Origin of the sequence: Actinoalloteichus hymeniacidonis, from assembly GCF_014203365.1 — a bacterium.
GTDB lineage: Bacteria > Actinomycetota > Actinomycetes > Mycobacteriales > Pseudonocardiaceae > Actinoalloteichus_A > Actinoalloteichus_A hymeniacidonis.
Map to the genome: position 1 here is coordinate 1,016,409 of NZ_JACHIS010000001.1, position 24,503 is coordinate 1,040,911.

Here is a 24,503-nt window from a genome sequence, read left to right on the forward strand (position 1 = left end):
GACCTGGCCTGGTCGGTCGGGGGCACGGCGGTCGGCAACCGGAATGGCTGATCAGCGGTCATTCGGGTGCGTGTTGATCACCTTCGGTAGTGCGGCCGTCCGGGAGTGAATCGGAGTCAGGACACCGGTCCAGCCACGCGGCGTTCACCAGATCGAGGGGGTCCTCGGGCGAGGCCTGTCCGCAGGCACTGCTGCGCCGATCGAGGGAGCGGCTGGGCCGGTAGGGTCACGGACCATGACGGAGCGGAGAACACGAGTGGCGGTCGTCTTCGGCGGTCGGAGCACGGAACACGCCATTTCGTGTTCCTCGGCCGCGAGTGTGCTGGCGAATCTGGATCCCGAGCGCTACGAGGTGGTGCCGGTGGGCATCAGCCAGGACGGGAAATGGGTGGTCGGTGCTTCCGACGTCGCCGAGTTGGAGATTCGTGGCCGCGAACTGCCCTCGGTGGACGCCTCGGCCGCAGCGCTGGTCCTGCCCGCCGACCCGACGCGGCAGACCCTGATCTCGTTGGAGCAGGGCAGCGAGGGCGAGGTGCTGAACTCCGTCGACGTCGTCTTCCCCGTCCTGCACGGGGCCTACGGCGAGGACGGCACCTTGCAGGGCATGCTGGAGATGGCCGGGTTGCCCTACGTCGGGGCGGGCGTGTTGGCCAGCGCCGCCGCCATCGACAAGGAGTTCACCAAGAAGCTGCTCGGCGCGGCCGGTCTCTCGGTGGGCACCTACGAGATCCTGCGCCGAGGACAGGAGACCTTGGATGCGGCGCAGCGGGATCGACTGGGCCTGCCCGTCTTCGTCAAGCCGGCCAGGGCCGGTTCGTCCATCGGTATCACCAAGGTCACCGAGTGGGCCGCGCTGCCCGCCGCCATCGAGCTGGCCAGGCAGAGCGACCCGAAGGTCATCATCGAGAGCGCGGTGGTGGGGCGCGAGGTCGAGTGCGGCGTGCTGGAGTTCCCGGACGGTCGCGTCGAGGCATCGTTGCCCTCGGAGATCCGCATCGTCGACGGCGCCGCCGACTGGTACGACTTCGACGCCAAGTACCTCGACGAGTTCTGCGAGTTCGACATCCCGGCCAAGCTCGACGACGAGGTCACCGAGCGGCTGCGCGCCGCCGCGATCACGGCCTTCGAGGGCTTGGACTGTCAGGGACTGGCCAGGGTGGACTTCTTCGTGACCGAGGCGGGCGAGGTGATCGTCAACGAGGTCAACACCATGCCGGGCTTCACCCCGATCTCGATGTTCCCCAAGATGTGGGCCGTCACCGGCCTGGACTACCCGACCCTGTTGCAGACCATGGTCGAGACGGCGGTGGCCAGGGGTACGGGGCTGCGCTGAGTCGATGAGAAGGGTCGGCGCGGATCGCCCCCGACGGGCGTAACTCGATCCGCGCCGACCGTGGCTGTCGGCTCAGCCGGTCCTGCGATTCACCACCCAGAAGGCCGCGCCGAGACAGAGCGCGGTGAGCCCGAGTAGAATTCCCGTCTCGATGAACTGGAATGACCAGTATCTATCGTAGGGGTGATAGTGGTAGACCCACTCTAGGCCCTGATCGCTAGGCACGAATTCGGCTGACGTACCGTTTTCGGCATAGAATTCACCGTACCGCTGCGACATTTCGGCATTGGATAACACCTCTTTGCTCTCGATATCTCGCAGCTCCTGGTCGACTAGCCAAACCGACGTGTCGATCGTTTCGCGAAATCCATCGTTATCACTGTCCACTCGAATGGGATGGTCCGTAGTGCTCAATGGAGTCGCGTAGGTGGGCCGCAAGATGTTGTTGAAGAGCAACCAAGTGCCCCATCCGATGACCGGTCCGCTGACCACGCCGACGATCTCTCGTTTCGTGGCCGCGCCGATCAACATGGCGAAGCTTGTGACGAATACTGCCGTCGCGGGCATCGCCAGGATGTCCTGACTGAAGTAGCCGAAGCCCCGATCGACTGAGATCTGATCCGTAACGGACGTCAGAGCCAGGGATAACGGCACGGACATCACCGCGACGGCGATCAACACAGTGGCGGTTCCGGTGATGAACCAACGGTTTCGAGAGTTCTGCTGAGTGAAGAGGAAGCGATGTGTGCCGCTGTTCAGCTCCTTGGCCAACAGCGTTCCGCCAACCAGGGCTGCCATGAACCCGGGTAACATGGGTGTCAATCCGCTGATACCCCGTACGAACGAGCCCAGAATGCCAACCAGATCGTGCGAAGGGGGCGAAGGTACAGAGGATGGGCGCGTCGCCACGATGAAGTGGGCGAGTGCGATTAATCCACTCAATACCACCAGGGAGATCAGGGCGACACGATTTCGTCGCCAAACGAGCCAAAACATCGTCGGGTTCTCCCAACTGCTGTTGTCTATTCGATCGGAAAGAGAGTCCCGACTCGGCTCTGCCGGGAACGTGCCGGTGCTGATAGGTCGATAGCGTTAGGAAGTAACCCGAGTCTCGAACGGGCGCGGTCATACTGTCCGGCGAGCAACCAATCCGCGGACTCCGAGAAAAACCAACACGGACAGCGCGGTCAGCACGCCGATCTGGACGATGAATACCGATCGGTAGGGCCCGAGTTGTTCGATGAGGGTCATCGCCGCGATCCACGCGGTGGAGGACAGCGCGACCGCAGGAGCGGGGCTGCGCACGGCCGTGCCCATCAGTAGACCGATTCCGATCGCGAGCAGGACCTTCGCCCCCATCTCGACAGGGCCGAGTCCGAAGGTCATCGGTCCGATGGGTCCTGCGACATCCAAACCCAATACGGACCGCCAGAGCAGGTAGCCGGTTTCGAACACCACGAGACCTGCTGCGGCGAAGGCCAACACCGTCGACACCAACCCGACCAGCCATCGATCTCGGCTGATGCCCTGGGTGATGGCCCACCGCGCGGTACCGCTTCGGAACTCCTGTGCGGTGATCGACGCGGCGAGGAAACTCCCGATGACCAGGGGAATGATCGGCCCGAGCAGTTCCGAGGCGGAGAAGACATCGGCGGCAGTGGAGTTCACCAGTTGCGCGAAGCCGCTCCCGCTGCACTGGGACGGGGCGTCGTGCGCGGGCACGAGCGCGCAGACGCCGATGTCGCCGTCGGGATACAGGATGCGCAGCACGGCCGCGAGGCCGCCATACATCATGCCGAGCCCCACCAGGAAAGCCGTTCCGATAAGCAGCGTGCCCCGATGGGCCCGCCACGTGAGCCAGCTCATTCGCTCCCCCGCCCGGTGGCGACGGCCGTGTCCTTGCCACGGAGGTAGCCGATGACCAGTTCTTCCAAGCTCGGTCGAGCCTGCTGAGCCGGACCTGACTGCTCGTCCGATCCGACGGACAGCTCACCGGATGTGCCGACCCGGAGCAGCGCCGTGGTGTGTTGCTCGTCGTCTGTGCGGTCGATCAATTGATGGATGTCACCCAGTCGGTCGGCTTCGTTCCGGCTGCAGGTGATCAGCACGTGCTCGGCCAGCAATTCCTCCACCGAGGCCGCGACCCGGATACTTCCGCCGGTGAGGACGGCGATGTGATCGCAGGCCCGTTCCAGTTCGGAGACGACATGGGAGGAGAGGATCACCGTGGTCTCCCGTTCGGCGACCTCCTCCATGAGCACGCCCATGAACTCGCGGCGGGCCAGCGGGTCCATCGCCGCGACGGGCTCGTCGAGCACCAACAAATCGGGTTTCGCCGCTAGGGCAACGGTCAAGGCGATCTGAGCCTGCTGGCCGCCGGACAGAGCCCGGATTCGTTTGCGCTGCGGCAGTCCCAGCGTATCGACCCGGGACTGAGCCCATTCCTGATCCCACCGCTTGTTCAGGGTGCGGCCCGCTCGCAACATCTCGGCGATGGTGAAGTCGCGGTACAGCGGGTGATCCTGGGCCAGATATCCGACGCGTTCCCGCAGCTCGGGATGCTTGACCGGCTGGCCGAACAACGACAGTTCGCCGCTGGTGGGCTCCAGTAGATCGACGATCAGGTTCATCAGGGTGGTCTTGCCCGCGCCGTTCGGCCCGACCAGCCCGAGCACGGCGCCCTTGGGCACGGTGAGATCGACATCGCGTAGTGCCCAGGTACCTCGGAACTTCTTGCTCAGCCCGGTGGCCTCGACGACGGTGGTCATTCTGCTTTCTCCTTCGGGTCACTCTCGTGCAGCACCGTGTTGAACAGCCCGGTCATTCGATCGGCGTCCAGACCTGCCGCGCGGGCACTGCGGATCCACTCTGCGAGCGTCCGGCGGAGTTCGTCGTGGCTGCCCTCCGGCAACGGGTTCTCGGCTTCGGCGGAGACGAAGGTCCCGCGACCGGGCCTGCCCTGGACGAGACCTTTGTTCTCCAGCTCGCGGTAGGCCTTGAGCACCGTGTTCGGATTGATCGCCAACATGCGCGCCACCCCCTTGACAGTCGGAAGTTGGTCTCCCCGGTTCAGGTAGCCGAGAGCGATCCCCTGCTCGACCTGGTGGACGAGTTGGAGATAGGGCGGCACCCCCGAACTGGGGCTGACTCTGAAATGGATCATTGCGAATCCCATTGGCCTGGCGGCCGGATCTGTTGTGGCCGGTGGTCACGGAAACCTCGGGCGATGGCTGACGGGTCCACCGCACGCCCGAGGTGACGCTGGTACCGCGTGTCGGTGGAGCCATCCGAGCTAGGCGCCCCGGGATACCCCCGAGGATCCCGGGACACAGGTTGTCTCAGGTCGGGTACGGCGGCTGCCAGTAGCCAGCTGCCTGCGAGGCAGACCACCGCCAGCCCGATCGCCGTGCGCCGGGTCTGTTCGACCCGGCTCGCGCGGCCTGCTGACCGTGACCGGTCCGGCAGTGAGCTGCCACCTATCTCGAAGCGGACCACGATCTCCCCGATCAACCTATTTACCTAGCATCGTAGGTAAATAGTACTTACGGCCCGACGTGCTTGGGAAGGGGGTGCGCAACGGGGGAGTGAGGGCGAGAGCCGAGAAGGCGAGATGCCCAGGTCATCGGATGGATGGCGACATGGAAATCGCTGGATCCGGCGGGTGGGGTCACCGTCGGATGGTTCGGTGGCCGAGGTGGCCGAGGTGGCCGAGGTGGCCGAGGTGGCCGGGCGGCAGGCCATGCCGCGAGAAGGCTGAGGGGAGTCCGGCCGGCGATGTGCGGCACCTGGCACGCAGGCCGGAGAAACGCGCGGACTCTACCGATGGCTGCCCTGACCGTGCGGCGTCAGCGTGGATGCACTCGATCGCGTCTCGAATGCGGCGGCTACCTCAGTTGATCTCGATCTCCACGGCGGGCAGTGCCTCGCCGATCGCGGCGGAGGCGCCCTGCAAGGCGCCGCTGCCCGTGCCGTCGGGTGTGGTCAACGCAACGCTGACCGGCCGGTCCACGGCGGTCCAGGTCGTCGAACCCTCACCTCGGATCTCCAGCCACTGCACGCCGGACACGTCCACCAATGCCGAGGTCGACGTCAGCTCGGCGGGGGTCCCGAGGCCGCAACGCAGCACCACCGGATCGTGCTCCGCGTTGCCCCACGCGGCCGCCCCGACCGGTGCCGGGTCCATCAGCTCGCGTCGGTTCAGCGTCTGGTCTCCGGAGGACAGCTCCTCGGGAAGTGCGGCCGTGAGCGACTCACACTCGGCCGACTCGGCGTCTTCGGCCGGTACCTCGACCAACGGCAGCGGACCGGTGCGGTCGACCGCTGGTGTCGCAGCGTCGATCGAACTCTCCTCCGGTGCATTGAGCGCCAGCACCCCGACGGCCACCGCCAATGCGAGAGGGAGTCCGATCGCCGCCACGACCAGCGGCCGTGGGGCCTTCCCCGGATCTGCTTCGGTCATTTCCTCATGACATCACGACCGGATTAGTCGCTGTCCTTGGAGGCAAGCCGAACCACCGGGCAGGTCAGCGTGCGAGTGATGCCCGCCACGTTCTGAACCCTGGTGACGACAAGTCGGCCCAACTCATCGACAGAGGACGACTCAGCGCGCACGATGACGTCGTAGGGACCGGTGACGTCCTCTGCGGTGGTGACACCGGGAATGCTGCTGATCTCGGCAGCCACCGCAGCTGCCTTGCCGACCTCTGTTTGGATCAGGATGTATGCCTGGACCACGGCGTGCCCCTTCGTCTGGACGGGTCTGCTCGGGGTAGGAACGTGAGCAGCAAAGTACCCCAGTTGGTGAAGTATTAGGGACTCAGACCATTGGAGGTCCATTTGCACCCGGAGCCGGCGGAGCGGGACACGGTCGCCGGACTCGGCGAGTTCGGACTCATCGAACGCATCACGGCAGGGCGACCACAATCCGATGCGACGCTGCTCGGGCCCGGCGATGACGCCGCCGTCGTGGCCGCCTCGGACGGCCGGGTGGTGGCGAGCACCGACATCCTCGTCGAGGGAGTGCACTTCCGACTGGACTGGTCCAACCCACACCAGATCGGCCGCAAATCGATCGCGGTCAACCTCGCCGACATCGCGGCGATGGGCGCCACGCCCACCGGCCTGCTGGTCGGGATGGCCTGCCCCTCGGACACACCGACCGAGGTGGTCGACGGCCTGAGCGCGGGGATGTGGGAGGAGGCGGGCTCGGTCGGAGTCGGCCTGGTCGGCGGTGACATGGCGACCGCGCACCAGATCATGATCTCGGTGACCGCCCTCGGCGACCTGATGGGCAGGCCTGCCGTGACGCGGTCGGGCGCCAGACCCGGTGACGTCGTCGCCGTCTGCGGCAGACTGGGCTGGGCGGCAGCGGGACTGGCCGTGCTGGGCCGGGGATTCCGGTCCCCGGGAGCGGTCGTCGCCGCCCAACGGGTGCCCACCCCGCCCTATGCGGCCGGACCGGAGGCGGCCGATGCCGGCGCCACCGCGATGATCGACGTGTCGGACGGATTACTGGCCGACCTCGGTCATATCGCGGAGGCCTCTGCGGTGTCCATCGATGTGTGGAGTGACCGCCTGGAGGTGCACCAGCGGTTGGTGGACGTCGCCTCGGCTCTGGGCGCGGACCCCCTGCACTGGGTGTTGACCGGTGGCGAGGATCACGCTCTGGCCGCGACCTTTCCGGCCGAGGCGGTGCTGCCCGCCGAGTGGCGGGCGATCGGCACGGTCAACACCGGCAGCCTGATCACCGTCGACGGCCGCATCTACGACGGGCCCACCGGCTGGGAACACTGGCGGCATCCGGGCTGAGCGCACCGTATCGTCCGGAAGGTCCGAATCCGCCTGTTGCGGCCGCGGCGGCCGAGGCCGTGCCGCGTCGAAATCGAGCTGAGCGACTGCCCACAACCGCTGGCTCGGCGCCGCACCTGGTCAGTAGCCTGCCCAGCATGGATCTGCGCATCACTCCCTTCGACCACCCGGACTCGGAGCGGTTGATCGCCGAGGTGCAGCAGGAGTACGTGCAGCGCTATGGCGACGAGGACGCCACGCCGGTAGCCCCCGAGCAGTTCGCACCGCCGCACGGGCTCTTCGTGATCGGCTATCTCGACGGCAGGCCGGTGGCCACCGGCGGCTGGCGTCGAGTGGTCGTCGGCGAGGACGGGATGGACGACGGCCATCTGCGGACCGGGGACGTCGAGTTGAAGCGGATGTATGTGGCCGAGGGCTTTCGCGGCCGTGGGCTGGCCCGCCGCACCCTGGCCTTCCTGGAACAGGCGGCCGCAGACGCCGGTTATCGACGCATCATCCTGGAGACGGGCGACGCGCAGCCGGAGGCGGTCGCGCTGTACGGCTCGTCGGGCTACCACCCGCTGCCGAAGTACGGCCACTACCGCGATGACGTGCGGAGTCTGTGCTTCGGCAAGGTCCTCGACGCTGTGGCGACACCGGGTCCGGCGGCCGGCGAGACCGCCATCGCGGAGGCCGTTCGAAATTAGTTGATCGGCGGCTTCGGGCGTCGATCGACTCCGAAGGCCGTGTGCGACTCGACCGGCTGCGGCCGGTGTGCCCCCACGATGAGGAGGAACCGCCGATGGCGATCTACGCGCTGGACGAGTGGGAGCCACGTATCCATCCGGATGCCTACGTCCATCCGGATGCGACGGTGATCGGTCGGGTCGTCATCGGGGCGAACTCCACGGTCTGGCCGCAGGCCGTGTTGCGTGGGGACTACGGATTCATCGAGGTCGGCGAGCGAACCAGCGTGCAGGATGGCTCGATCATTCATTGCACCGAACAGCACGCCACCGTGATCGGCTCGGACTGCGTGCTCGGCCACGCCGTCCACGTCGAGGGCGCGACGGTGGCCGACCACTGCCTGATCGGTTCGGGGTCCGTAGTGCTCAACGGCGTCGTGGTCGAGGAGGGGGCGGTGGTCGGTGCGGGCGCGGTCGTTGCCTTCGGCACGAGGATCCCGGCCCGTGCGATGGCGCTGGGCGTGCCCGCCCGGATCCGGGAGGGCTACCAGGTTCCCGAGGGCGCGTGGCAGGGCAACGTGGACCGCTATGTCGCCAACGGCCTGCGGTACAAGACGGGACTGCGCAGGCTCGACGGCTGACATCTCGCCGAGTCGGGTAGGCCGCCTGCGCCTGCTTGTGCCCCTGAACGGCTCACTCGTTGCCCGAGTTGATCGCGCTGGGGGAATGGGTGGTGAGCATTCTCGCCCGCAGCGCAGCGGCGGCAGGGGATGCGATCGTCGCCAGTCCTGGCCGAATACCGTGCGGCGCGTGTGTGACCGGGTCGCGCCCGCACTCGCACTCGCTGTTCGAGTCCGCTCGCGGTACGGCGCGCCTGGGAAATGGCCTTCGAGTGGTTTCCGATCACTGGGTGGGATCCTTTTCCGCAATTGATAGTGATTACTCACTTCAAAGATGAGGATTTCTAATGAACGCCGTGCCGAAGACCATCCGCCGCCGGACCTGGTGGGTCCTCTGGAGCCTGCTGGCCGCCACCGCCATCGCCACCTCCGGTCTCGCCGTGCCGCCTTATCTGACCGGCGACCCCACCGACAGCACGATGTCGTTGAATCCGGATGTCGCGGCGCACTATCTCTCGATCATCGTGCATGCGGTCCCGGGTGGCCTGGCGCTGATCATCGGCCCGTTCCAGTTCGTCGGAGGACTGCGAGCCCGTTATCCGAAGCTGCATCGAATCGCGGGCCGCGTCTACCTGGTCTGTGTTGTCTGGGCGGCGCTCGCCAGCCTGGTCGCAGCGGTCTTCTCGATCAGCGGCCTTGCCGCGCAGATGGCGTTCGTCATCCTGGCCGCCGCGTGGACCTACACCGGGGTACAGGCGTACCGGGCGATCCGCCGGGGCGAGGTGGCACTGCATCGCACCTGGATGATCCGCAACTACGCGCTCACCTTCGCCGCCGTGACGCTGCGGGTCTACCTCGGCGTCGGTCTCCTGCTGCAGGGGGCATTCCCGTCCCTGACCTTCTCCGAGGTCTACACCGCGAGCGCCTGGACCTCGTTCGTGCTCAATGCGTTGGTGGCCGAGTACTTCATCGTGCAGCGGACGCTGCGCCCGCGAGCTCGGCATGGGCGTGCCGACGCCGAGGACAGCGGACCGACCGCCGTGGCGGTCGTGGGCGCGACGGCGGGACAGCGGGCCTGAGCGAACCGGCCGAGGTGTGCGCCGGGCGCGTCCAACAGCCGGGGAGACCCGAGCAGGGGGGGCTCACCCTGGTTCGGGCCGGTTCGGCCAGCGATGCCTACGAAGCGCCACCGACTGTCGCGGCGCACTGCGATGGGGTTACTCGATCACCTGTCGGTAGGGATCGCTATTGTCGCTTTCCGTGACCGCACGTCCTTTGACGGAAATCATGGAACCCGGCTGGGCCAAGGCAATGGAGCCGGTGGCCGAGCAGATCGCGAGCATGGGCGACTTCCTGCGCGCCGAGATCGCGGCGGGCCGCACCTATCTGCCTGCGGGAGAACACGTACTCCGGGCCTTCACCCAGCCGTTCGACGACGTGCGGGTGTTGATCGTCGGGCAGGACCCGTATCCCCGGCCCGGCCATGCCGTCGGCTTCAGCTTCTCGGTGGCGCCCGATGTCCGGCCGCTGCCGCCGAGCCTGGTCAACATCTTCAAGGAGTACTCGGAGGATCTGGGGCATCCGATACCCGCGACGGGGGACCTCACTCCGTGGGCCGACCATGGCGTGCTGCTGCTCAACCGCGTGCTCACCCTGCAGACCGGGAAGTCCGACTCGCACAAGGGCAAGGGCTGGGAGGCCGTCACCGAGCAGGCGATCAAGGCCCTCGCCGCCCGAGGCGGCCCGTTGGTCTCCATCCTGTGGGGGCGCAATGCCCGCAATCTGGCGCCGTTGATGCCGGGCGTGCCCTGTATCGAGTCGGCGCACCCCAGCCCGATGGCCGCGCGCGGCGGATTCTTCGGTTCTCGTCCGTTCAGCCGTGCCAACGCGCTGCTGGCTGAGCAGGGCGGTCAGCCGGTCGACTGGAAGCTGCCCTGACCACTCCTTGCGTGCCGAACCCCCGTTCCCGAGTCGGAGCGGGGGTTCCTCGCTTCGAGGGGCGTCGCCAACACAGCAGAAAGCCCGAGGAGAGATTCTCCCCGGGCTTCGCTCGGTGCTTGTGCCCCGAAGGCGCCTACGGCGTGGTGTCAGCCTCGGACGACCTTGCCTGCCTTGAGGCAGGAGGTGCACACGTTCATGCGCTTGCGCTGGGACAGACCGATCTTGGCGTGCACGGTCTGAATGTTCGGGTTCCACCGCCGGTTGGTACGGCGGTGCGAGTGCGAGACAGACTTGCCGAAGCCCGGCCCCTTTGCGCAGACGTCGCAGACGGCAGCCACGTCAGTCACCCCTTACGTTTGTGATCAATCACGGGCATCCAGTGCCACGGACGGGCACCAAGACGCCGACATGAGAGCCCGGGCCGGCCGGGCGACTTCGAAAGGGTAGCCGCTTGTGCATCCCGGTTCCAAACCGGGTGCCGGCGGTAGTGTTATCCGAGCACCCGGCCTGCTGGCACAGGCGGGTCCGCACTATGACGAGCTAGCGGACATCGAGACGTTGATCCGGCCTCGCGAGCGGACCGCGACGACCCCGAGGCGACAGGAGACGGTTGGTGTTGCAGGCATTGGACGCCGATGCGGTCAGCCGATGGGCCGATACCTGCGTGGCCGATCTGGAGGCCAACCGCGAGGAGATCGACCGGATCAACGTCTACCCGGTCGCGGATGCCGATACCGGCAGCAACCTGCTGCACACCATGCGATCGGCCTTGGACTCGCTGCGACGTGCGCCCGCCGAGGTCACCTCTGCGGTGGGCGGTGCGATCAGTGCCCTGGCCAAGGGCGCGCTGACCGGGGCCAGGGGCAACTCGGGGGTCATCCTCTCCCAGGTGTTGCGGGGCCTCGCCGAGACGGTGCAGGGCGCGTCCTCGTTCACCGGCGTGGCGTTGCGGGCCGCACTGTCCCGCGCGGACGAACTGGCCACGGCCGCCGTCGCGCGACCGGTTCCCGGCACGGTGCTGTCCGTGCTGCACGCCGCCGCGCAGGCGGCCGGGGAGACCGAGTCCGACTCGCTGCCCGTGGTGGCCGCCGCCGCCCTCGATGCTGCGGAGCGAGCCCTCGACCGGACCCCGGACCAGCTGGCGGTGCTGGCCAGGGCCGGGGTCGTGGACGCGGGCGGTCGGGGCCTGGTCGTGCTGTTGGAGGCGCTGTCCTCGGTGGTGGGCGGCGGATCGGATCGCGACACGGGCACCAGGGCCGCGACCGGTGGCACCGCAGGCGGACCGGCGGCCGAGCCGCCTTCTGCAACGGCCGCGGGCGAGGTGGCCGGCGCGTCCGGTCCCGCCTACGAGGTGATGTACCTGCTGTCCGACACGGATGCCGACCGGGCCGACGAGCTGCGCGGCATCCTCGACGAGCTCGGCGACTCGGTATCGGTGGCAGGCGACGGCGCCGGTCTGTGGTCGGTCCATGTGCACTGCGACGACATCGGTTTCGCCATCGAGGCCGGCGTCCAACGCGGCAGGCCGCACGACATCAGGGTGCTGCGGTTCGCCGACGCCGCCTCGCCCTCGGAGGGACCGAGCCCGACCGGTCCCCGTCAGGCCGATCCCACGCAGGCCGATCCCACCGCCGTGGGAGCACCGGCCGACCAGCTCAGATCCTGCTCGCCACCGATCAAGAGCCCTGCCGCGCCGAGCAACCTGCGGGCCGTGGTGGCGATGGCGGGCAGCGCGCCACTGGCCGAGCTTCTCTCCGAGGAGGGCGCCTCGGTGCTGCAACCGGATCCCGAACCGGGCACCGACCGAATGGCCGAGCTGTTGGCCGTCATCCGAGACACCCGGGCGCGACACGTCTGCCTGCTGCCCGACGGGCCCGCGTCGCTCGACATCGCCGAACAGGCCGCGGGCCTGGCCCGCGATGGCGGCCAGGACGTGGTGGTCGTCCCCGTCCTGTCCCCGGTGCAGGGTCTGGCCGCCCTGGCCGTGCACGATCCGCGCCGCCGACCGGCGGCGGACTGCGTCGCGATGGCCGAGGCTGCCGCCGCCACCCGCAGAGGCGAGGTGGTGATAGCGGACAACACCGCCCTGACCTGGGTCGGGAGGTGCGAACCCGGCGATGCGCTCGGTCTGATCGACGGCGAGGTGGTGATCATCGGTGCGGACCCGATCCGGACAGCGTCAGACCTTCTTGATCGGATGCTGTCTGTCGGCGGCGAGCTGGTCACCATCCTGCTGGGCGCGGACGCACCAGACGGGCTGCTCACGGCCCTGTCCGAGCGGCTCCGCCGTGCTCACCCGGAGGTGGACCTGACCTCCTTCGACGGCGAGCTGCCCGCCACCGTGTTGTTGCTGGGAGTGGAGTGAATGGAACCGATCCCGACCCGAGCGGGGGCCCATCAGCATGACTGACTGGACGGACCCGCTGACCCCGGTCCTCGGTGGCAAGACCGCCGACGCCTTGGAGAACGCGCTGAACCTGCACACGGTCGGCGAGTTGCTACGGCACTATCCACGCCGGTACGCCGAGCGCGGTGAGCTGACCGAGATCGCCGGTCTGGAGATCGGCGAGCACGCCACGGTGCTGGCCGAGGTGCAGCGGGTCGCCAAACGCAGCATGCGATCGCGCCGGGGCAGCATCCTCGAAGTGCGCATCACCGACGGTAGACGTGGACTGAACTGCACCTTCTTCAACCAGGCTTGGCGTGAACGCGAACTGATCCCGGGTAAGAAGGGACTGTTCGCAGGCAAGATCACCGCCTATCGCGGACAGCTGCAACTCGCCAATCCCGAGTACCAGCTCATCGAACCGGAGATGGAGCAGAACCAGGGTGACGCGGCGGGCGGCAGCTCGGTGGTCACCGAGTTCACCTCGGCCCTCATCCCGGTGTATCCGGCTGCCCAGGGCCTGCCGTCCTGGTCGATCGCCCGCTGCGTGCGTCAGGTGCTCGACACCTGGGACGGCGCGGAGGATCCGCTGTCCGGGGAGCTACGCGATCAACTCGGCGTCGCCGATCTGACCCAGGCCCTGCGCGACATCCATCTCCCGGTCGACTGGGCCGCCGTCGACGCCGCCCGGGAACGCTTGAAGTGGGACGAGGCGCTGTCGGTGCAACTAGCGCTCGCCCAGCGTAGGCAGGCGGCGGACGCCCGGCCCGCCCCGGCGTGCCCGCCTCGCTCCGGCGGCATCCTGGACGACTTCGACCAGCGCATCCCGTTCGCCCTGACCGAGGGACAGCAGACGATCGGCGCCGTGGTGAGCCGCGATGTCTCCCGCGAGCACCCGATGAACCGGTTGGTGCAGGGCGAGGTGGGTTCCGGGAAGACCGTGGTGGCGCTGCGCGCGATGCTGCAGGTCGTCGACGCGGGCAGACAGGCGGCGATGTTGGCGCCCACCGAGGTGCTGGCCGCGCAGCACGCCCGGTCCCTGGCCGAACTGCTCGGCGAACTCGCGACGGCGGGCGAGTTCGGCGCGCCCGATCACGCCACGCGAATCACCCTGCTGACGGGTTCGATGGGGGCGGCCCAGCGACGCAAGGCGATGCTGGAGGTCGTCTCCGGCGAGGCGGGGATCGTCGTCGGAACCCATGCCCTCATCCAGGACAAGGTGGAGTTCGCCGACCTCGGCATGGTTGTCGTCGATGAGCAGCACCGCTTCGGTGTCGAGCAGCGGGATGCCCTGCGAGCCAGGGCGGGCTCGCAGATCAGCCCACACGTCCTGGTGATGACGGCGACGCCGATTCCCCGGACGGTCGCGATGACGGTGTACGGCGACCTGGAGGTCTCCGCGCTACGCGAACTGCCCAGGGGCCGGTCGCCCATCAAGAGCACCGTGGTCCCGGTCGCGGAGAAACCCGCGTGGCTGGATCGGGTCTGGCAGCGGATCAAGGAAGAGGTCGCCGCAGGTCACCAGGCATATGTGGTGTGCCCGAGGATCGGTGATCAGAGCTCCTCCGGGGAGGACGTCGAGCCGCCGCCCACCGGCAACGAAAGCTCGGATCGTCGCCCACCGCTGGCCGTCTTCGATGTGGCGCCGGAACTGGCCGAGGGGCCGTTGCGGGGACTGCGGGTGGCGATGTTGCACGGGAAGCTGCCCTCGGACGAGAAGGACACCGTGATGCGGGCCTTCGGCGCAGGCGAGGTGGATGTGCTGGTCGCCACCACCGTCGTCGAGGTGGGCGTGAACGTGCCGAACGCGACCGCGATGGTGATCATGGATGCGGATCGGTTCGGGGTCAGCCAGTTGCACCAGTTGCGGGGCCGGGTCGGTCGAGGCAGCGCGCCGGGGCTGTGTCTGCTGGTCACCGACGCGCCAGCGGGCACGACGACCATGCAGCGGCTCGATGCGGTGGCCGGCACCACCGACGGTTTCGAACTGGCCAGGCTCGACCTCGAACTACGCCGGGAGGGCGACATCCTCGGCGCGGCCCAGTCCGGCAAACGGTCTGGGCTGCGGCTGCTCTCGCTGCTCGACGACGAGGACGTCATCGCCCAGGCCAGGGAGCGCGCCGACAAACTCGTCGCGGCCGATCCGTCGCTGAGCGAACACCCCGGCCTGGCGGGGATGGTGGCGGATCTGGTCGACGAGGACCGCGCGGAGTATCTGCAGAAGACGTGAGCGGGGTCGGGCACCGGTCACCGAGGCCGATTCGGATCGGCCCACCGTCGAGAAGATTGCGCGGTGTCCCGTCGGCGGTCGTCGAGACCACCGACGGGACACCGGCCGCTCAGCCGTTGTGCACGGCGTCGCGGGCGACGCGTCGCCGTCGCAGCAGCGGCGCTGCGATCGAGGTGACCAGGGCCAACGCCACCACGGCCCACAGGGTGACGGTGATCGGACCGGACACCAGGATCGACGGGTCGCCCTCGGACAGGGTCAACGCTCTTCGCAGCTGTTGTTCGGCCAGCGGTCCCAGGATCAGCCCGACCACGGCGGGTGCCACCGGGATATCGGCCTGCCGCATCAACAATCCGAGCAGACCCAACCCGCACAGCACCAGCAGATCGGTCGTGGTGCCGCCCGCCGCGAAGGCGCCGAGGGTGGCGAACACCAGCACGCCCGCGTAGATGCCGTACGCCGGGATGGTGAGCAGTCGCGCCCACAGCCGCACCAACGGCAGGTTCAGCACGAGCAGCATCACGTTGCCGATGTAGAGACTGGCGATGAGCGTCCACACCAGCGGACCCGACTCGCTGAACAGCTGCGGGCCCGGTTGGAGTCCGTAGGACTGGAAGGCCGTGAGGATCACTGCGGCGGTCGCCGAGGTGGGCAGCCCGATGGTCAACAGCGGCACCAGCACGCCTGCGGCCGCGGCATTGTTGGCGGCCTCCGGACCTGCCACGCCCTCGATCGCGCCGTGGCCGAACTCCTTGGGATGTTTGGTGAGCCGCTTCTCCATGCTGTAGCTGAGGAAGGTCGGTACCTCCGCGCCGCCTGCGGGCAGACTGCCGATCGGGAAGCCGAGCGCCGTGCCGCGTAACCAGGCTGGCCAGGACCGGCGGAAATCCGATCGGGTGAGCACCGCACGGTCGCGCAGCGGTTGCACGGTGGTGTGGCCGCTGCCGGTCAGCAGATGCCCGAATGCCTCGCTGAGGGCGAACAACGCCACGACGACGATCACGACGTCGATGCCGTCCAACAGGGCGTCGACGCCGAAGGTGAGCCGTGGTTGACCGGTCTGCGAATCGATGCCGATCAATCCGATGGTCAGGCCGACGAGCAGGGCCGCGAGTCCTTTGAGGAGGTTGGGTCCCAGCAGGGCGCTGACGGTGATGAACGCGACAGCCATCAGGGCCACGTACTCCGGCGGGCCGAAGGTCGTCGCGAAGTCGGCGACCACCGGGGCCAGGAAGGTCAGTGCGAGGGTGCCGATGGTGCCCGCGACGAAGCTGCCGAGGGCGGCCGTGGCCAGCGCGGCGGCGGCGCGGCCTGCGCGGGCCATCTTGTTGCCCTCCAGCGCCGAGACGATCGACGCACTCTCGCCGGGGGTGTTGAGCAGGATCGAGGTCGTCGATCCGCCGTACATGCCGCCGTAGTAGATGCCCGCGAAGAGGATCAGCGCGCTGGCGGGTTCCAGACGGAAGGTGATGGGGAGCAACAGCGCGACGGTCAGCGCGGGCCCGATACCGGGCAGGACGCCGACGGCCGTGCCGATGGTGACGCCCAGCAACGCCCACAGCAGGTGGCCGGGGGTCATCGCCGAGGCGAAGCCATCGAGGAGCAGTCCGAGCTGGTCCATATCCTCAGAACCCCCAGGGGCCGGTCGGCAGGGTGAGCCCGATCAGCCGGTCGAAGACAAGGAAGACGATCGCGGCGAGCGCCCAGCCGTAGGCGATCATCCGGCCGAGGTGGGTGGCGCCGAGCAACATCGCGGCGGCCACGAACAGGCCCGCCGAGGTCACGACGTAGCCGAGGAACGGCAGCAGCACCGCGAAGGCCACCAGCGCGGTGACCATGCCCGCCAGCCGCAGCAGGGCCTTCGGCTGCCATTGGACTCCGGCGGGCGCGGTGCGCAGCCGCAGGACGGACTGTCCGAGCAGGATCGCGCCCACCAGGCCGAGCAGGATGCCGATCGGTAGTGGCACGACGGCAGGCCCGACGACCGCGTTGGTCTCGGGGAGCCGGATCGCGTCGATGATCACCAGGGCTGCGGCCAGCACCATCAGGGCACCGAACGCGCCGGTGGCCAGCACGGTGCGCCGGTCGGAGCCGCTCGGAGCCGGGCGTTCGGCGGGCGGGCCCGCCTGCGGTTCGGGGTCGGTCATCCGGCTCACCCCAGCCCGATCTCGTCGAGCACCACGGCCACGCGTTCCCGTTCGGTGCGGACGAACTCGTCGAACTCCGGGCCCGCGAGGGTGGCGTCGCCCCAGCCTCGGCGTTCCAGGGCGTCCTGCCAGGCCTCGGTCTGTGTCATGTCCACCAGCAGTTCCTCCAGGGCGCGTTCCTCGTCCTCGGAGATGCCCGCAGGCGCGACCACGCCGCGCCAGTTCTCCAATTCGATGTCCAGGCCCTCGTCGCGCAGCGTCGGCACCTCGGGCAGCGACGGCAGACGTTCCGGGCTGGACACGGCCAGCGCCCGGACGGTGCCCGCCTCGATCTGCGGCATGATCTCGGACAGTCCGGAGATGCCTGCCGTTGCGCGCCCCGAGAGCAGCGTGGTGAGTGCTTCGCCGCCGCCGGAGTGTGCGACGTAGGAGACCTCGGCCGGGTCGGCGCCCACCTCACCGGCGATCATCCCGGCGAGGATCTGTTCGACGCCGCCCGCCGAACCGCCGGAGATCGACACGCTGGGCAGGTCCTCCTGCATCGCGGTGACGAGGTCGGCCGTGTCGGCGATGGGGGAGTCGGCGGGCACGACGACCACCTGGTAGTCGGTGGTGAGCCGGACCAGCGGGGTCGTGTCGGCCAGCGAGTTCGGGGAGTCGTTGGTCTCGATCGCGCCGATCATGATCAGTCCGGTGGTCATGAGCTGCGTCGGGTCGGCGCCGAGTCGCACGAACTGGCTGAGTCCGATGGTGCCGCCCGCGCCGCCCACGTTGTAGACCTCGGCGCGGCCGACCAGGTCCCGCAGGGCGCCCTGCATCTCGCGGGAGGTCTGGTCCCAGCCGCCGCCGGGTTCGGCAGGGGCCATCAGTCGTAGTTGTCGATCGCCGAGCACTTCGCGGGCCGTGCCGACGGCGCCGCCTTCCTCGGCGGGTGCGGTGGCGACCACCGTCACCGTCGCCACGACCGCCACCACGGCGGGCAGCCACCTGGTCCAACGCCGCCGGGCCTGCGGTGTTGTCGTCGTCGAGCCTCGTTGCTCCATGCCAACGCCCTCGCTCCTACGTCGAGTCGCCTCACGGGCGGCACAACCGCATCGTCGCGATTGTCGACACTTGTATACATTGATGTGCAGTGAGGGAACAAGCACCGGGAGGACCAATGCCGCAGGGATCATCGGCCGCTGCCCACGACGCCGCGCCGACCGAGGAGTTCGACGTCATCGTGGTCGGCGGGGGCAACGCGGGCTTCAGCGCCGCCCACGCCGCCGCCGAGCGAGGCCGCCGCGTGGTCCTGCTGGAGAAGGGCCTACCCGACCAGGCGGGCGGCAACAGCTACTACACGGCGGGCGCCGTGCGCATCGCCCACCACGGGCTGGCCGACGTCGCCGACCTGCTGGAACCCGATGAGCGCCACGCGATCTCGGTCCTGCCGCCCTATTCGGCCGAGGAGTTCGCCGCCGACATGGCCACGGTGACCTCGGGCCGCAACGATCCCGCCCTCACCGAGGTGCTCTGCCGAGACAGCCTCGACACGCTGCGTTGGCTGCACGGCAAAGGCCTGCGCTACCGCCTGATGTACGAGAGGCAGGCCTACTCCGATCCGCAGGGCAGGCAGGTGTTCTGGGGCGGGCTCGCCGTCGGCAGCGTCGGCGGCGGCAAGGGATTGATCGAACAGCACACCCGCGCGGCCGAGCAGGCGGGCATCGAGATCCGCTACGGCATCCGAGTCCGCGAGCTCGTCAGCTCCCACGGCGCCATCACCGGCGTGACCTGGACCGACGCGGCGGGACGAGAAGGCACGACCCACGCCGAATCGGTGGTACTCGCCGCAGGCGGCTTCCAGGCCGACCCGGAACTGCGCCGGAAGCACCTCGGCGCGGGCTGGCAGGCGGCGAAGGTGCGGGGCACCCCGCTGAACACCGGTGACCTGCTCACCGCCGCGATCGCCGTCGGCGCGGCCACCCACGGCGACTTCGCCACCTGCCACAGCGTCGCCTGGGACGCCTGGTTCCCGGAGAACGAGGGCAATCGCGAGTTCACCAACCAGCTGACCAGGGGCGGTTATCCACTGGGCATCGTGGTCAACAAGTTGGGCGCGCGGTTCATCGACGAGGGCGCCGACTTCCGCAACTACACCTACGCCAAGTACGGCGCCGACATTCTCGCCCAGCCCGAGGGCCTCGCCTTCCAACTCTTCGACGCCACCACGCGGCCCCGGCTGCGCGCCGAGGAATACGACATGCCGGGCGCCTCGGTGGTCACGGCGAACACCATCGAGGAACTCGCCGGACTGATGGGCGTCGACCCGGCGCAGCTGGCGCGCACGGTCGCCGACTTCAACGCGAGCATCGACCGCAGCGTCCCCCTCGACCTGGCGGTCAAGGACGGGCGGGCCGCCAGGATCGAACCGCCGAAATCGCACTGGGCCATCCCGCTGGAGAATGCCCCGTACTACGCCTTCCCAGTGACCTGCGGAATCACCTTCACCTTCGGTGGGCTGCACGCCGACGTCCACGGTCGGGTGCTCGATCAGGACGGCGTGCCGCTGCCCGGTCTGCTGGTCTGCGGCGAGATGCTGGGCGGATTGTTCAGCGGCAACTATCCGGGCGGGTCGGGACTCACCGCCGGAGCGGTCTTCGGCCGACGTGCTGGGACACTGGCCTGAGCACCGACGGTGGCGGACGCGCGGCCTGCGCGAAGAGATGAGAGTGGACAGCGTTGATGACGACCACCGGTGGAACGGGGCGAACCGATGCGCAGACGGTGTACACCGGGCTGCGCGACGAGATCCTCGCGGGCGTCCTGCCACCGGGAACCCCGCTACGCGAGGTGAATCTCGCTACCCGGTTCAGCGTTTCCCGCACCCCGGTCCGGGAGGCGTTGCGCAGGCTGGAGCAGGATCGACTCGTCATCTCGCAGGGCCGAGGCATCCAGGTGCGGGCCGTCGACCCCCAGGAGGTCGTGCAGGTCTACGACATGCGCATCCTGTTGGAGGCGGAGGCAGCCGGGCAGGCGGCGCAGGCCCGCACCGTGGCCGATCTGCTGAGCCTGGAAGGCCTGTTGGCGCGGGATCGTGCGCTGGTCGACCCGGACGACGGCACCAGGATCCGGACCAACCTCGAATTCCACGCCGCGCTCTGGCAAGCCGCACACAACCCGGTGCTCTCGGACCTACTCGGCCGACTCAACATCCACCTCGTGCACGTGCCGAGGTCGACCCTGTCGGTCGGCGATCGTTGGTCGGCAGCGCTGGACGAGCACGAACGGCTCATCGAGGCGATCCGAGACCGGGATACCGCGCTCGCCCGCCAGATCGGCGCCGCGCACATGAGTACCGCGCGGGAGATCAGGATGGCGTTGCTACGGGACGCCGCCGGTCATCGCTGACGGCGTCGGAATCGAAAGCGGGGGGCGCGGGCGGCGAGCTCGCCCGCGCCCTTGCTCACCGCGCGGGCAGCGCCGCCCTGGCGTGGCAGGCCAGTGGATTGGTCAGTTCGCCCACCAGCCGCAACGACCCGGCGGGATCGGTGAGATCGACCATCTGCTTGCTGTTGCGCAGTTGCAGTCGGTTCAGACACGACAGGGCGAAGCGGTCCACGAACAGGTCATACCGGGCGAAGCGGTCCGCCAGGGCTGGCGTGGATTTCTGATAGTCGAGCACACAATCGGCCACCACGGCCCAGAACTCTTCCTCGGACACCAGGTCCTCGCTCACCAGGATGGGTACCAGGAACCGAAAGAAACAGTCGAAGACGTCGGTGAACAGCGACAGCGCGCGCAGCTGTTCGGGCACCTCGGCGCGAATGCGTTCCGCGTCGGCGGGAAGGGGCGTGTCGTTGCTCATGACCACGACCTCTTCGGCGAGGTCCTTCAGCAGCACTCGGCGGACGATGCCGCGCTCGTCGAGCACCAGGATGATGTTCTCGCCGTGCGGCATGAACACCAGGTCGTAGGCGTAGAAGCAGTGCAGCAGCGGCACCAGGTAGGCGTCCAGATAAGACCGCAGCCAGGACGGGCCCTCCTGGCCCGACCCGGCGATCAACGCGCCGACCAGCGAACGGCCGTCGCGGTCGACATGCAGTAGCGAGGCCATCGTCGCGGTCCGCTCGCCCGGTGCCAGGGTGGCGGCCGGGCTCTCCCGCCAGAGCGCGGCGAGCATCTTCCGATAGATCGACCCCTTCGGCGATCCCGCCTCGTACTGCCGGTGGTGATAGCCGATGGCGGCCCGCTCGCGAAGCAGCCCGACCCCGTTGGCCCGCAGCGTGTCATCGCCCGCGAACAGCTCACTCAGCCAGTCGTTGATCGCGGGTGTCACCCGCATGTACTCGGCGGACAGCCCCCGGACGAAACCCATGTTGACCACCGAGAGCGCGGTCTTGACGTAGTGCCGAGTCGGTTCGCTGATGTTGAAGAAGGTGCGGATCGACTGCTGCGCCAGGTAGGAGTCCTCTCCTTCGCCCAGGCAGATCAGGTCTTGTCTGGCGATCTCGCCCGCGAAGGTCACCGAGAGCCGGTTCCACCACTGCCACGGGTGCACCGGGATGAGACGGACGTCGTCGAGGGTCAGGCCCACCACGGCGAGCGTGCCCGCGAAGCGATCGCGAAGCGCCTGCGACAGCTCGCCGCGCATCAGCGTGTCGTAGTCGAGATCGACGGCGCTGGTGAAGGTGGATCTATCTCGGCGTGCGGCGACCCAGATCAGCCGCACCGGCACGCCGGATTCCGGTGCGTGGCGACGTTGTTCCACGACATCGAAACCGATTCGGCCGCCGTTGGCGACGAAGCACGGGTGTCCCTCGCTCATCCCGGTCTCGATCGTCTGGAAGTCGGCGACGGCCAATTCGGCCGCCGTGGGCGCGGGCCGGGACAGCGCCAGTGCGCGGGCGGCCAGGGTGGCGTTGATCTCCTCCAGATAGACGGGCAGCGTCTGCTCGTCGAGTTCCAGCGACGCGCGTAGATCCAGCACGAACTCGATCGCATCCACCGGAAGCTCGACGTCGTCGCGCCGCCGGGTGATGCTCGCCGCGTCGAGCTGCCAGTGGTCCAAGCCGAAGCGACGGGCCGTGAAGGTATAGGCGGTGCGCGAATCGTCGGCGAGGACCTGCCAGCTGCCGTCGGAGAGCGCCTGCGGGTTCAGCAGCCGTTCGTGGGCGAACTCGGCGAGCGCCTTGCGCACCAGATGGCGATTGGCCTGCGCCCACAGCTGCGGGGTGAGGTGGCCGACCATGTCCTGGGGATTCATCGACGTCCTCCGCGGGCTGCCTGATAGCCGGCGCGGGTGCAGATGCTCAGCGCGGCTTGCTTGGTCGGCAGCGTGATGGTCTTCAACACGCCGAAACCCACGGCCGCGTTGAGCACCTGGACCTGGGTGTTACGGACATCCGGTTCGACGACGATGCGGCGAACGCTCGGATCGGCGAACAAGGAATCCATGATCGTGGTCAGTACCGAGGTGGTGAGGCCGTGGATCGGCGGGCCCTCGGCGGGGGCGACGAGGAAGTGCATGCCGATGTCCCCGGCCTGCGCCGGGTAGTGGTCGCCGAGTTCGGTCCGAGGGTCGTAACGCTCCATGAGGAAGAGCGGGCGGCCCTCGTATAGGCCGAGTAGCGCCTCGCGGTCCGTCGCATCGGCGATGGCGCTGAACTCGGCGCGGATCTGCTCGACGGTGGCGTGGCCGAGCTGCCAGAACACCGATTTCGGATGCGTGAGCCAACCGTGCAGCAGGGGTGCGTCGGCGACCGCATCGACCGGGCGTAAGGCGAACGTGCCGAGTCGATCGTCGACTCTCTTCGGTTGCGGTGCTTCCGGGCGGCGCGGGTCTGGCGCCGCCCGGAGTACGTCGTCGAGGTCGGTGGTCTGCGCGTCCAGTGGTTCGGCGCTGCGCGACGGCATGCGGCTCTCGTCCTCTCCTCGCGTCGATTCGGTCACGATCGGGTGACCGACACGAGGTAGGCTAGCCTTGCCTAAATGACTACTGTCAAGACCGCGCTTCGTCACAGCAGGTGGCGCCCGCCGCCACCGGCTACGACGCCGGACTGATCAATCTCAAGTAGAGGAACCGAGGGCCGCCGGTGAGCATCGCGAAGGCTCCCGGGTCCGTCGTCTCGCATTCCGGCAGCGGTTGTGGCTCGGCGAGTTCGTCGACGGTGAAACCCGCCGCCCGCACCGCCGCGAAGGTCGCGCTCAGCGGTCGCCGATAGAACTGGACCCGTTGCGGCGTACCAGCATCGCCCATCGACCATTCGTCGGTCAGGAGTTCGGTCTCGAAATACCGCGTGCCCTCGAACCAATGCCAGTCCTCGGGATGGTGCACCGAGAGCACGACGGCGCCGCCGGGTCGCAGCACCCGCCGGAACTCGGCCAGCGTCGGCGCCCAATCGCGCAGGTAGTGCAGGACCAGCGACGCGGTGATCAGGTCGACGGAGTCGTCGGCGAGGAACTCGAGGGGCTCGGCGAGATCGGCATGCCGGTAGACCACCGAGTCGTCGACCGAGTTTCGCTCGCGTGCGATCGCCAACAACTGCTCGCTCGCGTCGATCCCGGTGACCCGCGCGCCGCGCCGGGCCAGCTCGGCGGCGAGATACCCGGCCGCGCATCCGGCGTCGAGCACCCGCAGTCCGGCGACCTCCCCCGCCAGGTTCAGGATCGCGGGCCGATCGTAGAGCTTCTGGAACGGGTTGGTCGCCGAATGATCGGCGTAGCGTTCGGCGAACTCGTCATAGGCCACGGGTGTTGCGCTCGCTTCGGCCGCCTCGGCGCGCGCCATGATCTCGTCGACGATCTCGTTCTTGGCATCGGCGTAGTGCTGGATGTACTTCCACGTTCTGGCCGCCAACTCCCGCTTGACCGCCGCATAGCGGTCCCGCTCGGAATCATGGTCGCGCAGCCGGTCGCGAAACCGGAGATAGTGCTCGATCTCGACGGAGCCGGGCGAGTAGACGTGCAGATTGATGTTGGTGTCCGGGCCCTTCAACGCGCGGTGCTCGTCCTGTTCAGGCTCCCGGATGACCAGCCGATAACCCGCCGCCTCCAATGCGGCGAGATAACCGGGCTCGTCCGAGGAATCGGGCACCACCAACAGAATGTCGATGATGGGCTTGGCACACAGACCGGGCACGGAGGTCGACCCGACGTGTTCGAGCTGACGGACCTGCTCGCCGAGCACGGTGCGGATCCGCTCGGCCTCCCGCTGGAACAGTTCGGGCCAGGCCGGATCGTAGTCGGCGAGAGTGACGGTGGAATTCAGCTGCGGCGGCTCGTCGACCCAGGCCGAGCGGATGTCGTCGTCGGAGTAGTGGGCGCGTTCTTGCGGTGGCATGACCCCTTGGTCCTTCCTCAAGGCAGTCCTACAACGTAACAAGCGCGCCCGGGTG

At 68.3% G+C, this 24,503-nt stretch carries 23 protein-coding genes; 10 read left to right on the plus strand and 13 right to left on the minus strand.

Translation table 11 applies throughout. The features are described 5' to 3' along the window. Window positions 1–235: 235 nt before the first annotated feature. Window positions 236–1,333 (plus strand): D-alanine--D-alanine ligase family protein, encoded by a 1,098-nt coding sequence (locus BKA25_RS04635; RefSeq protein WP_069851831.1) that lies wholly within the window; start codon window positions 236–238, stop codon window positions 1,331–1,333. Between the two features lie 72 nt (window positions 1,334–1,405). On the opposite strand, the gene BKA25_RS04640 is transcribed toward BKA25_RS04635, so the two are convergent. The 6 genes from BKA25_RS04640 to BKA25_RS04665 all read right to left on the minus strand — a co-directional run bounded on the left by BKA25_RS04640 (window position 1,406) and on the right by BKA25_RS04665 (window position 6,067). Further along, entirely contained in the window at window positions 1,406–2,329 is a 924-nt protein-coding gene (locus BKA25_RS04640; protein WP_157421251.1) for an ABC transporter permease, read from the minus strand. Between the two features lie 129 nt (window positions 2,330–2,458). Next, complete coding sequence (locus BKA25_RS04645; protein WP_157421250.1) at window positions 2,459–3,199, minus strand: ABC-2 membrane transporter-related protein; 741 nt, start codon at window positions 3,197–3,199, stop codon at window positions 2,459–2,461. Next, on the minus strand, window positions 3,196–4,101 hold the full coding sequence (locus BKA25_RS04650; RefSeq protein ID WP_069851826.1) for an ABC transporter ATP-binding protein: 906 nt from the start codon (window positions 4,099–4,101) through the stop codon (window positions 3,196–3,198). The genes BKA25_RS04645 and BKA25_RS04650 overlap by 4 nt, the downstream gene beginning before the upstream one ends. Then, a complete protein-coding gene (locus BKA25_RS04655; protein WP_069854027.1) occupies window positions 4,098–4,496 on the minus strand; it encodes a GntR family transcriptional regulator in 399 nt (132 codons plus the stop codon). Before BKA25_RS04655 ends, BKA25_RS04650 begins: the two co-directional genes overlap by 4 nt. 726 nt (window positions 4,497–5,222) lie before the next feature. Next, a complete protein-coding gene (locus BKA25_RS04660; RefSeq protein ID WP_069851825.1) occupies window positions 5,223–5,792 on the minus strand; it encodes a DUF3515 domain-containing protein in 570 nt (189 codons plus the stop codon). 23 nt (window positions 5,793–5,815) lie between these two features. After that, on the minus strand, window positions 5,816–6,067 hold the full coding sequence (locus BKA25_RS04665) for an Lrp/AsnC family transcriptional regulator (protein WP_069851823.1): 252 nt from the start codon (window positions 6,065–6,067) through the stop codon (window positions 5,816–5,818). A 102-nt stretch (window positions 6,068–6,169) separates the two neighbouring features. Between BKA25_RS04665 and BKA25_RS04670 the strand changes: the two genes are divergently transcribed. From BKA25_RS04670 to BKA25_RS04690, 5 genes are all read left to right on the plus strand, one after another. Next, on the plus strand, window positions 6,170–7,141 hold the full coding sequence (locus BKA25_RS04670; RefSeq protein WP_069854026.1) for a thiamine-phosphate kinase: 972 nt from the start codon (window positions 6,170–6,172) through the stop codon (window positions 7,139–7,141). 137 nt (window positions 7,142–7,278) lie between these two features. Further along, window positions 7,279–7,827: a GNAT family N-acetyltransferase gene (locus tag BKA25_RS04675; protein WP_069851822.1), complete on the plus strand. Its 549-nt coding sequence runs from the start codon at window positions 7,279–7,281 to the stop codon at window positions 7,825–7,827. Window positions 7,828–7,922: 95 nt separating this feature from the next. Then, the gene (locus tag BKA25_RS04680) at window positions 7,923–8,447 is read left to right on the plus strand and encodes a gamma carbonic anhydrase family protein (protein WP_069854025.1); all 525 of its coding nucleotides are present in this window, start codon (window positions 7,923–7,925) and stop codon (window positions 8,445–8,447) included. 326 nt (window positions 8,448–8,773) lie between these two features. After that, window positions 8,774–9,505 (plus strand): DUF2306 domain-containing protein, encoded by a 732-nt coding sequence (locus BKA25_RS04685; protein ID WP_069851820.1) that lies wholly within the window; start codon window positions 8,774–8,776, stop codon window positions 9,503–9,505. Between the two features lie 181 nt (window positions 9,506–9,686). Further along, window positions 9,687–10,364, plus strand: a complete 678-nt coding sequence (locus BKA25_RS04690) for a uracil-DNA glycosylase (protein ID WP_069851818.1) — start codon at window positions 9,687–9,689, stop codon at window positions 10,362–10,364. Between the two features lie 149 nt (window positions 10,365–10,513). Here the strand turns inward: BKA25_RS04690 and rpmB are convergent, their stop codons facing one another. Further along, the gene (rpmB, locus tag BKA25_RS04695; RefSeq protein WP_069851817.1) at window positions 10,514–10,705 is read right to left on the minus strand and encodes a 50S ribosomal protein L28; all 192 of its coding nucleotides are present in this window, start codon (window positions 10,703–10,705) and stop codon (window positions 10,514–10,516) included. A 275-nt stretch (window positions 10,706–10,980) separates the two neighbouring features. Here rpmB and BKA25_RS04700 point away from each other — a divergent pair, with 275 nt between their 5' ends. Together BKA25_RS04700 and recG are read left to right on the plus strand one after the other, a co-directional pair. Beyond that, window positions 10,981–12,732: a fatty acid kinase ATP-binding subunit FakA gene (locus BKA25_RS04700; RefSeq protein ID WP_069851815.1), complete on the plus strand. Its 1,752-nt coding sequence runs from the start codon at window positions 10,981–10,983 to the stop codon at window positions 12,730–12,732. A 37-nt stretch (window positions 12,733–12,769) separates the two neighbouring features. Then, on the plus strand, window positions 12,770–14,983 hold the full coding sequence (recG, locus tag BKA25_RS04705; protein ID WP_069851813.1) for an ATP-dependent DNA helicase RecG: 2,214 nt from the start codon (window positions 12,770–12,772) through the stop codon (window positions 14,981–14,983). Window positions 14,984–15,092: 109 nt separating this feature from the next. Here recG and BKA25_RS04710 read toward each other — a convergent pair whose 3' ends face one another. The 3 genes from BKA25_RS04710 to BKA25_RS04720 are packed head-to-tail and all read right to left on the minus strand — an operon-like array spanning window position 15,093 to window position 18,173. Further along, the gene (locus BKA25_RS04710) at window positions 15,093–16,604 is read right to left on the minus strand and encodes a tripartite tricarboxylate transporter permease (protein WP_069851812.1); all 1,512 of its coding nucleotides are present in this window, start codon (window positions 16,602–16,604) and stop codon (window positions 15,093–15,095) included. A gap of 4 nt (window positions 16,605–16,608) precedes the next feature. Beyond that, window positions 16,609–17,130: a tripartite tricarboxylate transporter TctB family protein gene (locus BKA25_RS04715; protein ID WP_069851810.1), complete on the minus strand. Its 522-nt coding sequence runs from the start codon at window positions 17,128–17,130 to the stop codon at window positions 16,609–16,611. A 5-nt stretch (window positions 17,131–17,135) separates the two neighbouring features. Continuing rightward, on the minus strand, window positions 17,136–18,173 hold the full coding sequence (locus BKA25_RS04720; protein WP_069851808.1) for a tripartite tricarboxylate transporter substrate binding protein: 1,038 nt from the start codon (window positions 18,171–18,173) through the stop codon (window positions 17,136–17,138). Between the two features lie 116 nt (window positions 18,174–18,289). Here BKA25_RS04720 and tcuA point away from each other — a divergent pair, with 116 nt between their 5' ends. Both tcuA and BKA25_RS04730 read left to right on the plus strand, forming a co-directional pair. Further along, window positions 18,290–19,795, plus strand: a complete 1,506-nt coding sequence (tcuA, locus tag BKA25_RS04725; RefSeq protein WP_069851807.1) for an FAD-dependent tricarballylate dehydrogenase TcuA — start codon at window positions 18,290–18,292, stop codon at window positions 19,793–19,795. Window positions 19,796–19,851: 56 nt separating this feature from the next. Beyond that, a complete protein-coding gene (locus tag BKA25_RS04730) occupies window positions 19,852–20,517 on the plus strand; it encodes a GntR family transcriptional regulator (RefSeq protein ID WP_069851805.1) in 666 nt (221 codons plus the stop codon). A gap of 55 nt (window positions 20,518–20,572) precedes the next feature. Here BKA25_RS04730 and BKA25_RS04735 read toward each other — a convergent pair whose 3' ends face one another. The 3 genes from BKA25_RS04735 to BKA25_RS04745 all read right to left on the minus strand — a co-directional run bounded on the left by BKA25_RS04735 (window position 20,573) and on the right by BKA25_RS04745 (window position 24,448). Beyond that, window positions 20,573–22,372 carry an IucA/IucC family protein gene (locus BKA25_RS04735; RefSeq protein ID WP_069851803.1) on the minus strand — a complete coding sequence of 600 codons (1,800 nt, stop codon included), beginning with the start codon at window positions 22,370–22,372 and terminating at the stop codon, window positions 20,573–20,575. Then, the gene (locus tag BKA25_RS04740) at window positions 22,369–23,022 is read right to left on the minus strand and encodes a GNAT family N-acetyltransferase (RefSeq protein WP_084643352.1); all 654 of its coding nucleotides are present in this window, start codon (window positions 23,020–23,022) and stop codon (window positions 22,369–22,371) included. The genes BKA25_RS04735 and BKA25_RS04740 overlap by 4 nt, the downstream gene beginning before the upstream one ends. 130 nt (window positions 23,023–23,152) lie before the next feature. Then, window positions 23,153–24,448: a GrpB family protein gene (locus BKA25_RS04745; protein WP_069851802.1), complete on the minus strand. Its 1,296-nt coding sequence runs from the start codon at window positions 24,446–24,448 to the stop codon at window positions 23,153–23,155. Window positions 24,449–24,503: the final 55 nt, after the last annotated feature.

Coding starts and splice junctions, on each gene's coding strand:
- BKA25_RS04635 (WP_069851831.1), top strand. CDS start 236: ATGACGGAGCGGAGAACACGAGTGGCGGTCGTCTTCGGCGGTCGGAGC.
- BKA25_RS04640 (WP_157421251.1), bottom strand. CDS start 2,329: ATGTTTTGGCTCGTTTGGCGACGAAATCGTGTCGCCCTGATCTCCCTG.
- BKA25_RS04645 (WP_157421250.1), bottom strand. CDS start 3,199: ATGAGCTGGCTCACGTGGCGGGCCCATCGGGGCACGCTGCTTATCGGA.
- BKA25_RS04650 (WP_069851826.1), bottom strand. CDS start 4,101: ATGACCACCGTCGTCGAGGCCACCGGGCTGAGCAAGAAGTTCCGAGGT.
- BKA25_RS04655 (WP_069854027.1), bottom strand. CDS start 4,496: ATGATCCATTTCAGAGTCAGCCCCAGTTCGGGGGTGCCGCCCTATCTC.
- BKA25_RS04660 (WP_069851825.1), bottom strand. CDS start 5,792: ATGACCGAAGCAGATCCGGGGAAGGCCCCACGGCCGCTGGTCGTGGCG.
- BKA25_RS04675 (WP_069851822.1), top strand. CDS start 7,279: ATGGATCTGCGCATCACTCCCTTCGACCACCCGGACTCGGAGCGGTTG.
- BKA25_RS04680 (WP_069854025.1), top strand. CDS start 7,923: ATGGCGATCTACGCGCTGGACGAGTGGGAGCCACGTATCCATCCGGAT.
- BKA25_RS04685 (WP_069851820.1), top strand. CDS start 8,774: ATGAACGCCGTGCCGAAGACCATCCGCCGCCGGACCTGGTGGGTCCTC.
- recG (WP_069851813.1), top strand. CDS start 12,770: ATGACTGACTGGACGGACCCGCTGACCCCGGTCCTCGGTGGCAAGACC.
- BKA25_RS04710 (WP_069851812.1), bottom strand. CDS start 16,604: ATGGACCAGCTCGGACTGCTCCTCGATGGCTTCGCCTCGGCGATGACC.
- BKA25_RS04715 (WP_069851810.1), bottom strand. CDS start 17,130: ATGACCGACCCCGAACCGCAGGCGGGCCCGCCCGCCGAACGCCCGGCT.
- BKA25_RS04720 (WP_069851808.1), bottom strand. CDS start 18,173: ATGGAGCAACGAGGCTCGACGACGACAACACCGCAGGCCCGGCGGCGT.
- tcuA (WP_069851807.1), top strand. CDS start 18,290: ATGCCGCAGGGATCATCGGCCGCTGCCCACGACGCCGCGCCGACCGAG.
- BKA25_RS04730 (WP_069851805.1), top strand. CDS start 19,852: ATGACGACCACCGGTGGAACGGGGCGAACCGATGCGCAGACGGTGTAC.
- BKA25_RS04735 (WP_069851803.1), bottom strand. CDS start 22,372: ATGAATCCCCAGGACATGGTCGGCCACCTCACCCCGCAGCTGTGGGCG.
- BKA25_RS04740 (WP_084643352.1), bottom strand. CDS start 23,022: ATGCCGTCGCGCAGCGCCGAACCACTGGACGCGCAGACCACCGACCTC.
- BKA25_RS04745 (WP_069851802.1), bottom strand. CDS start 24,448: ATGCCACCGCAAGAACGCGCCCACTACTCCGACGACGACATCCGCTCG.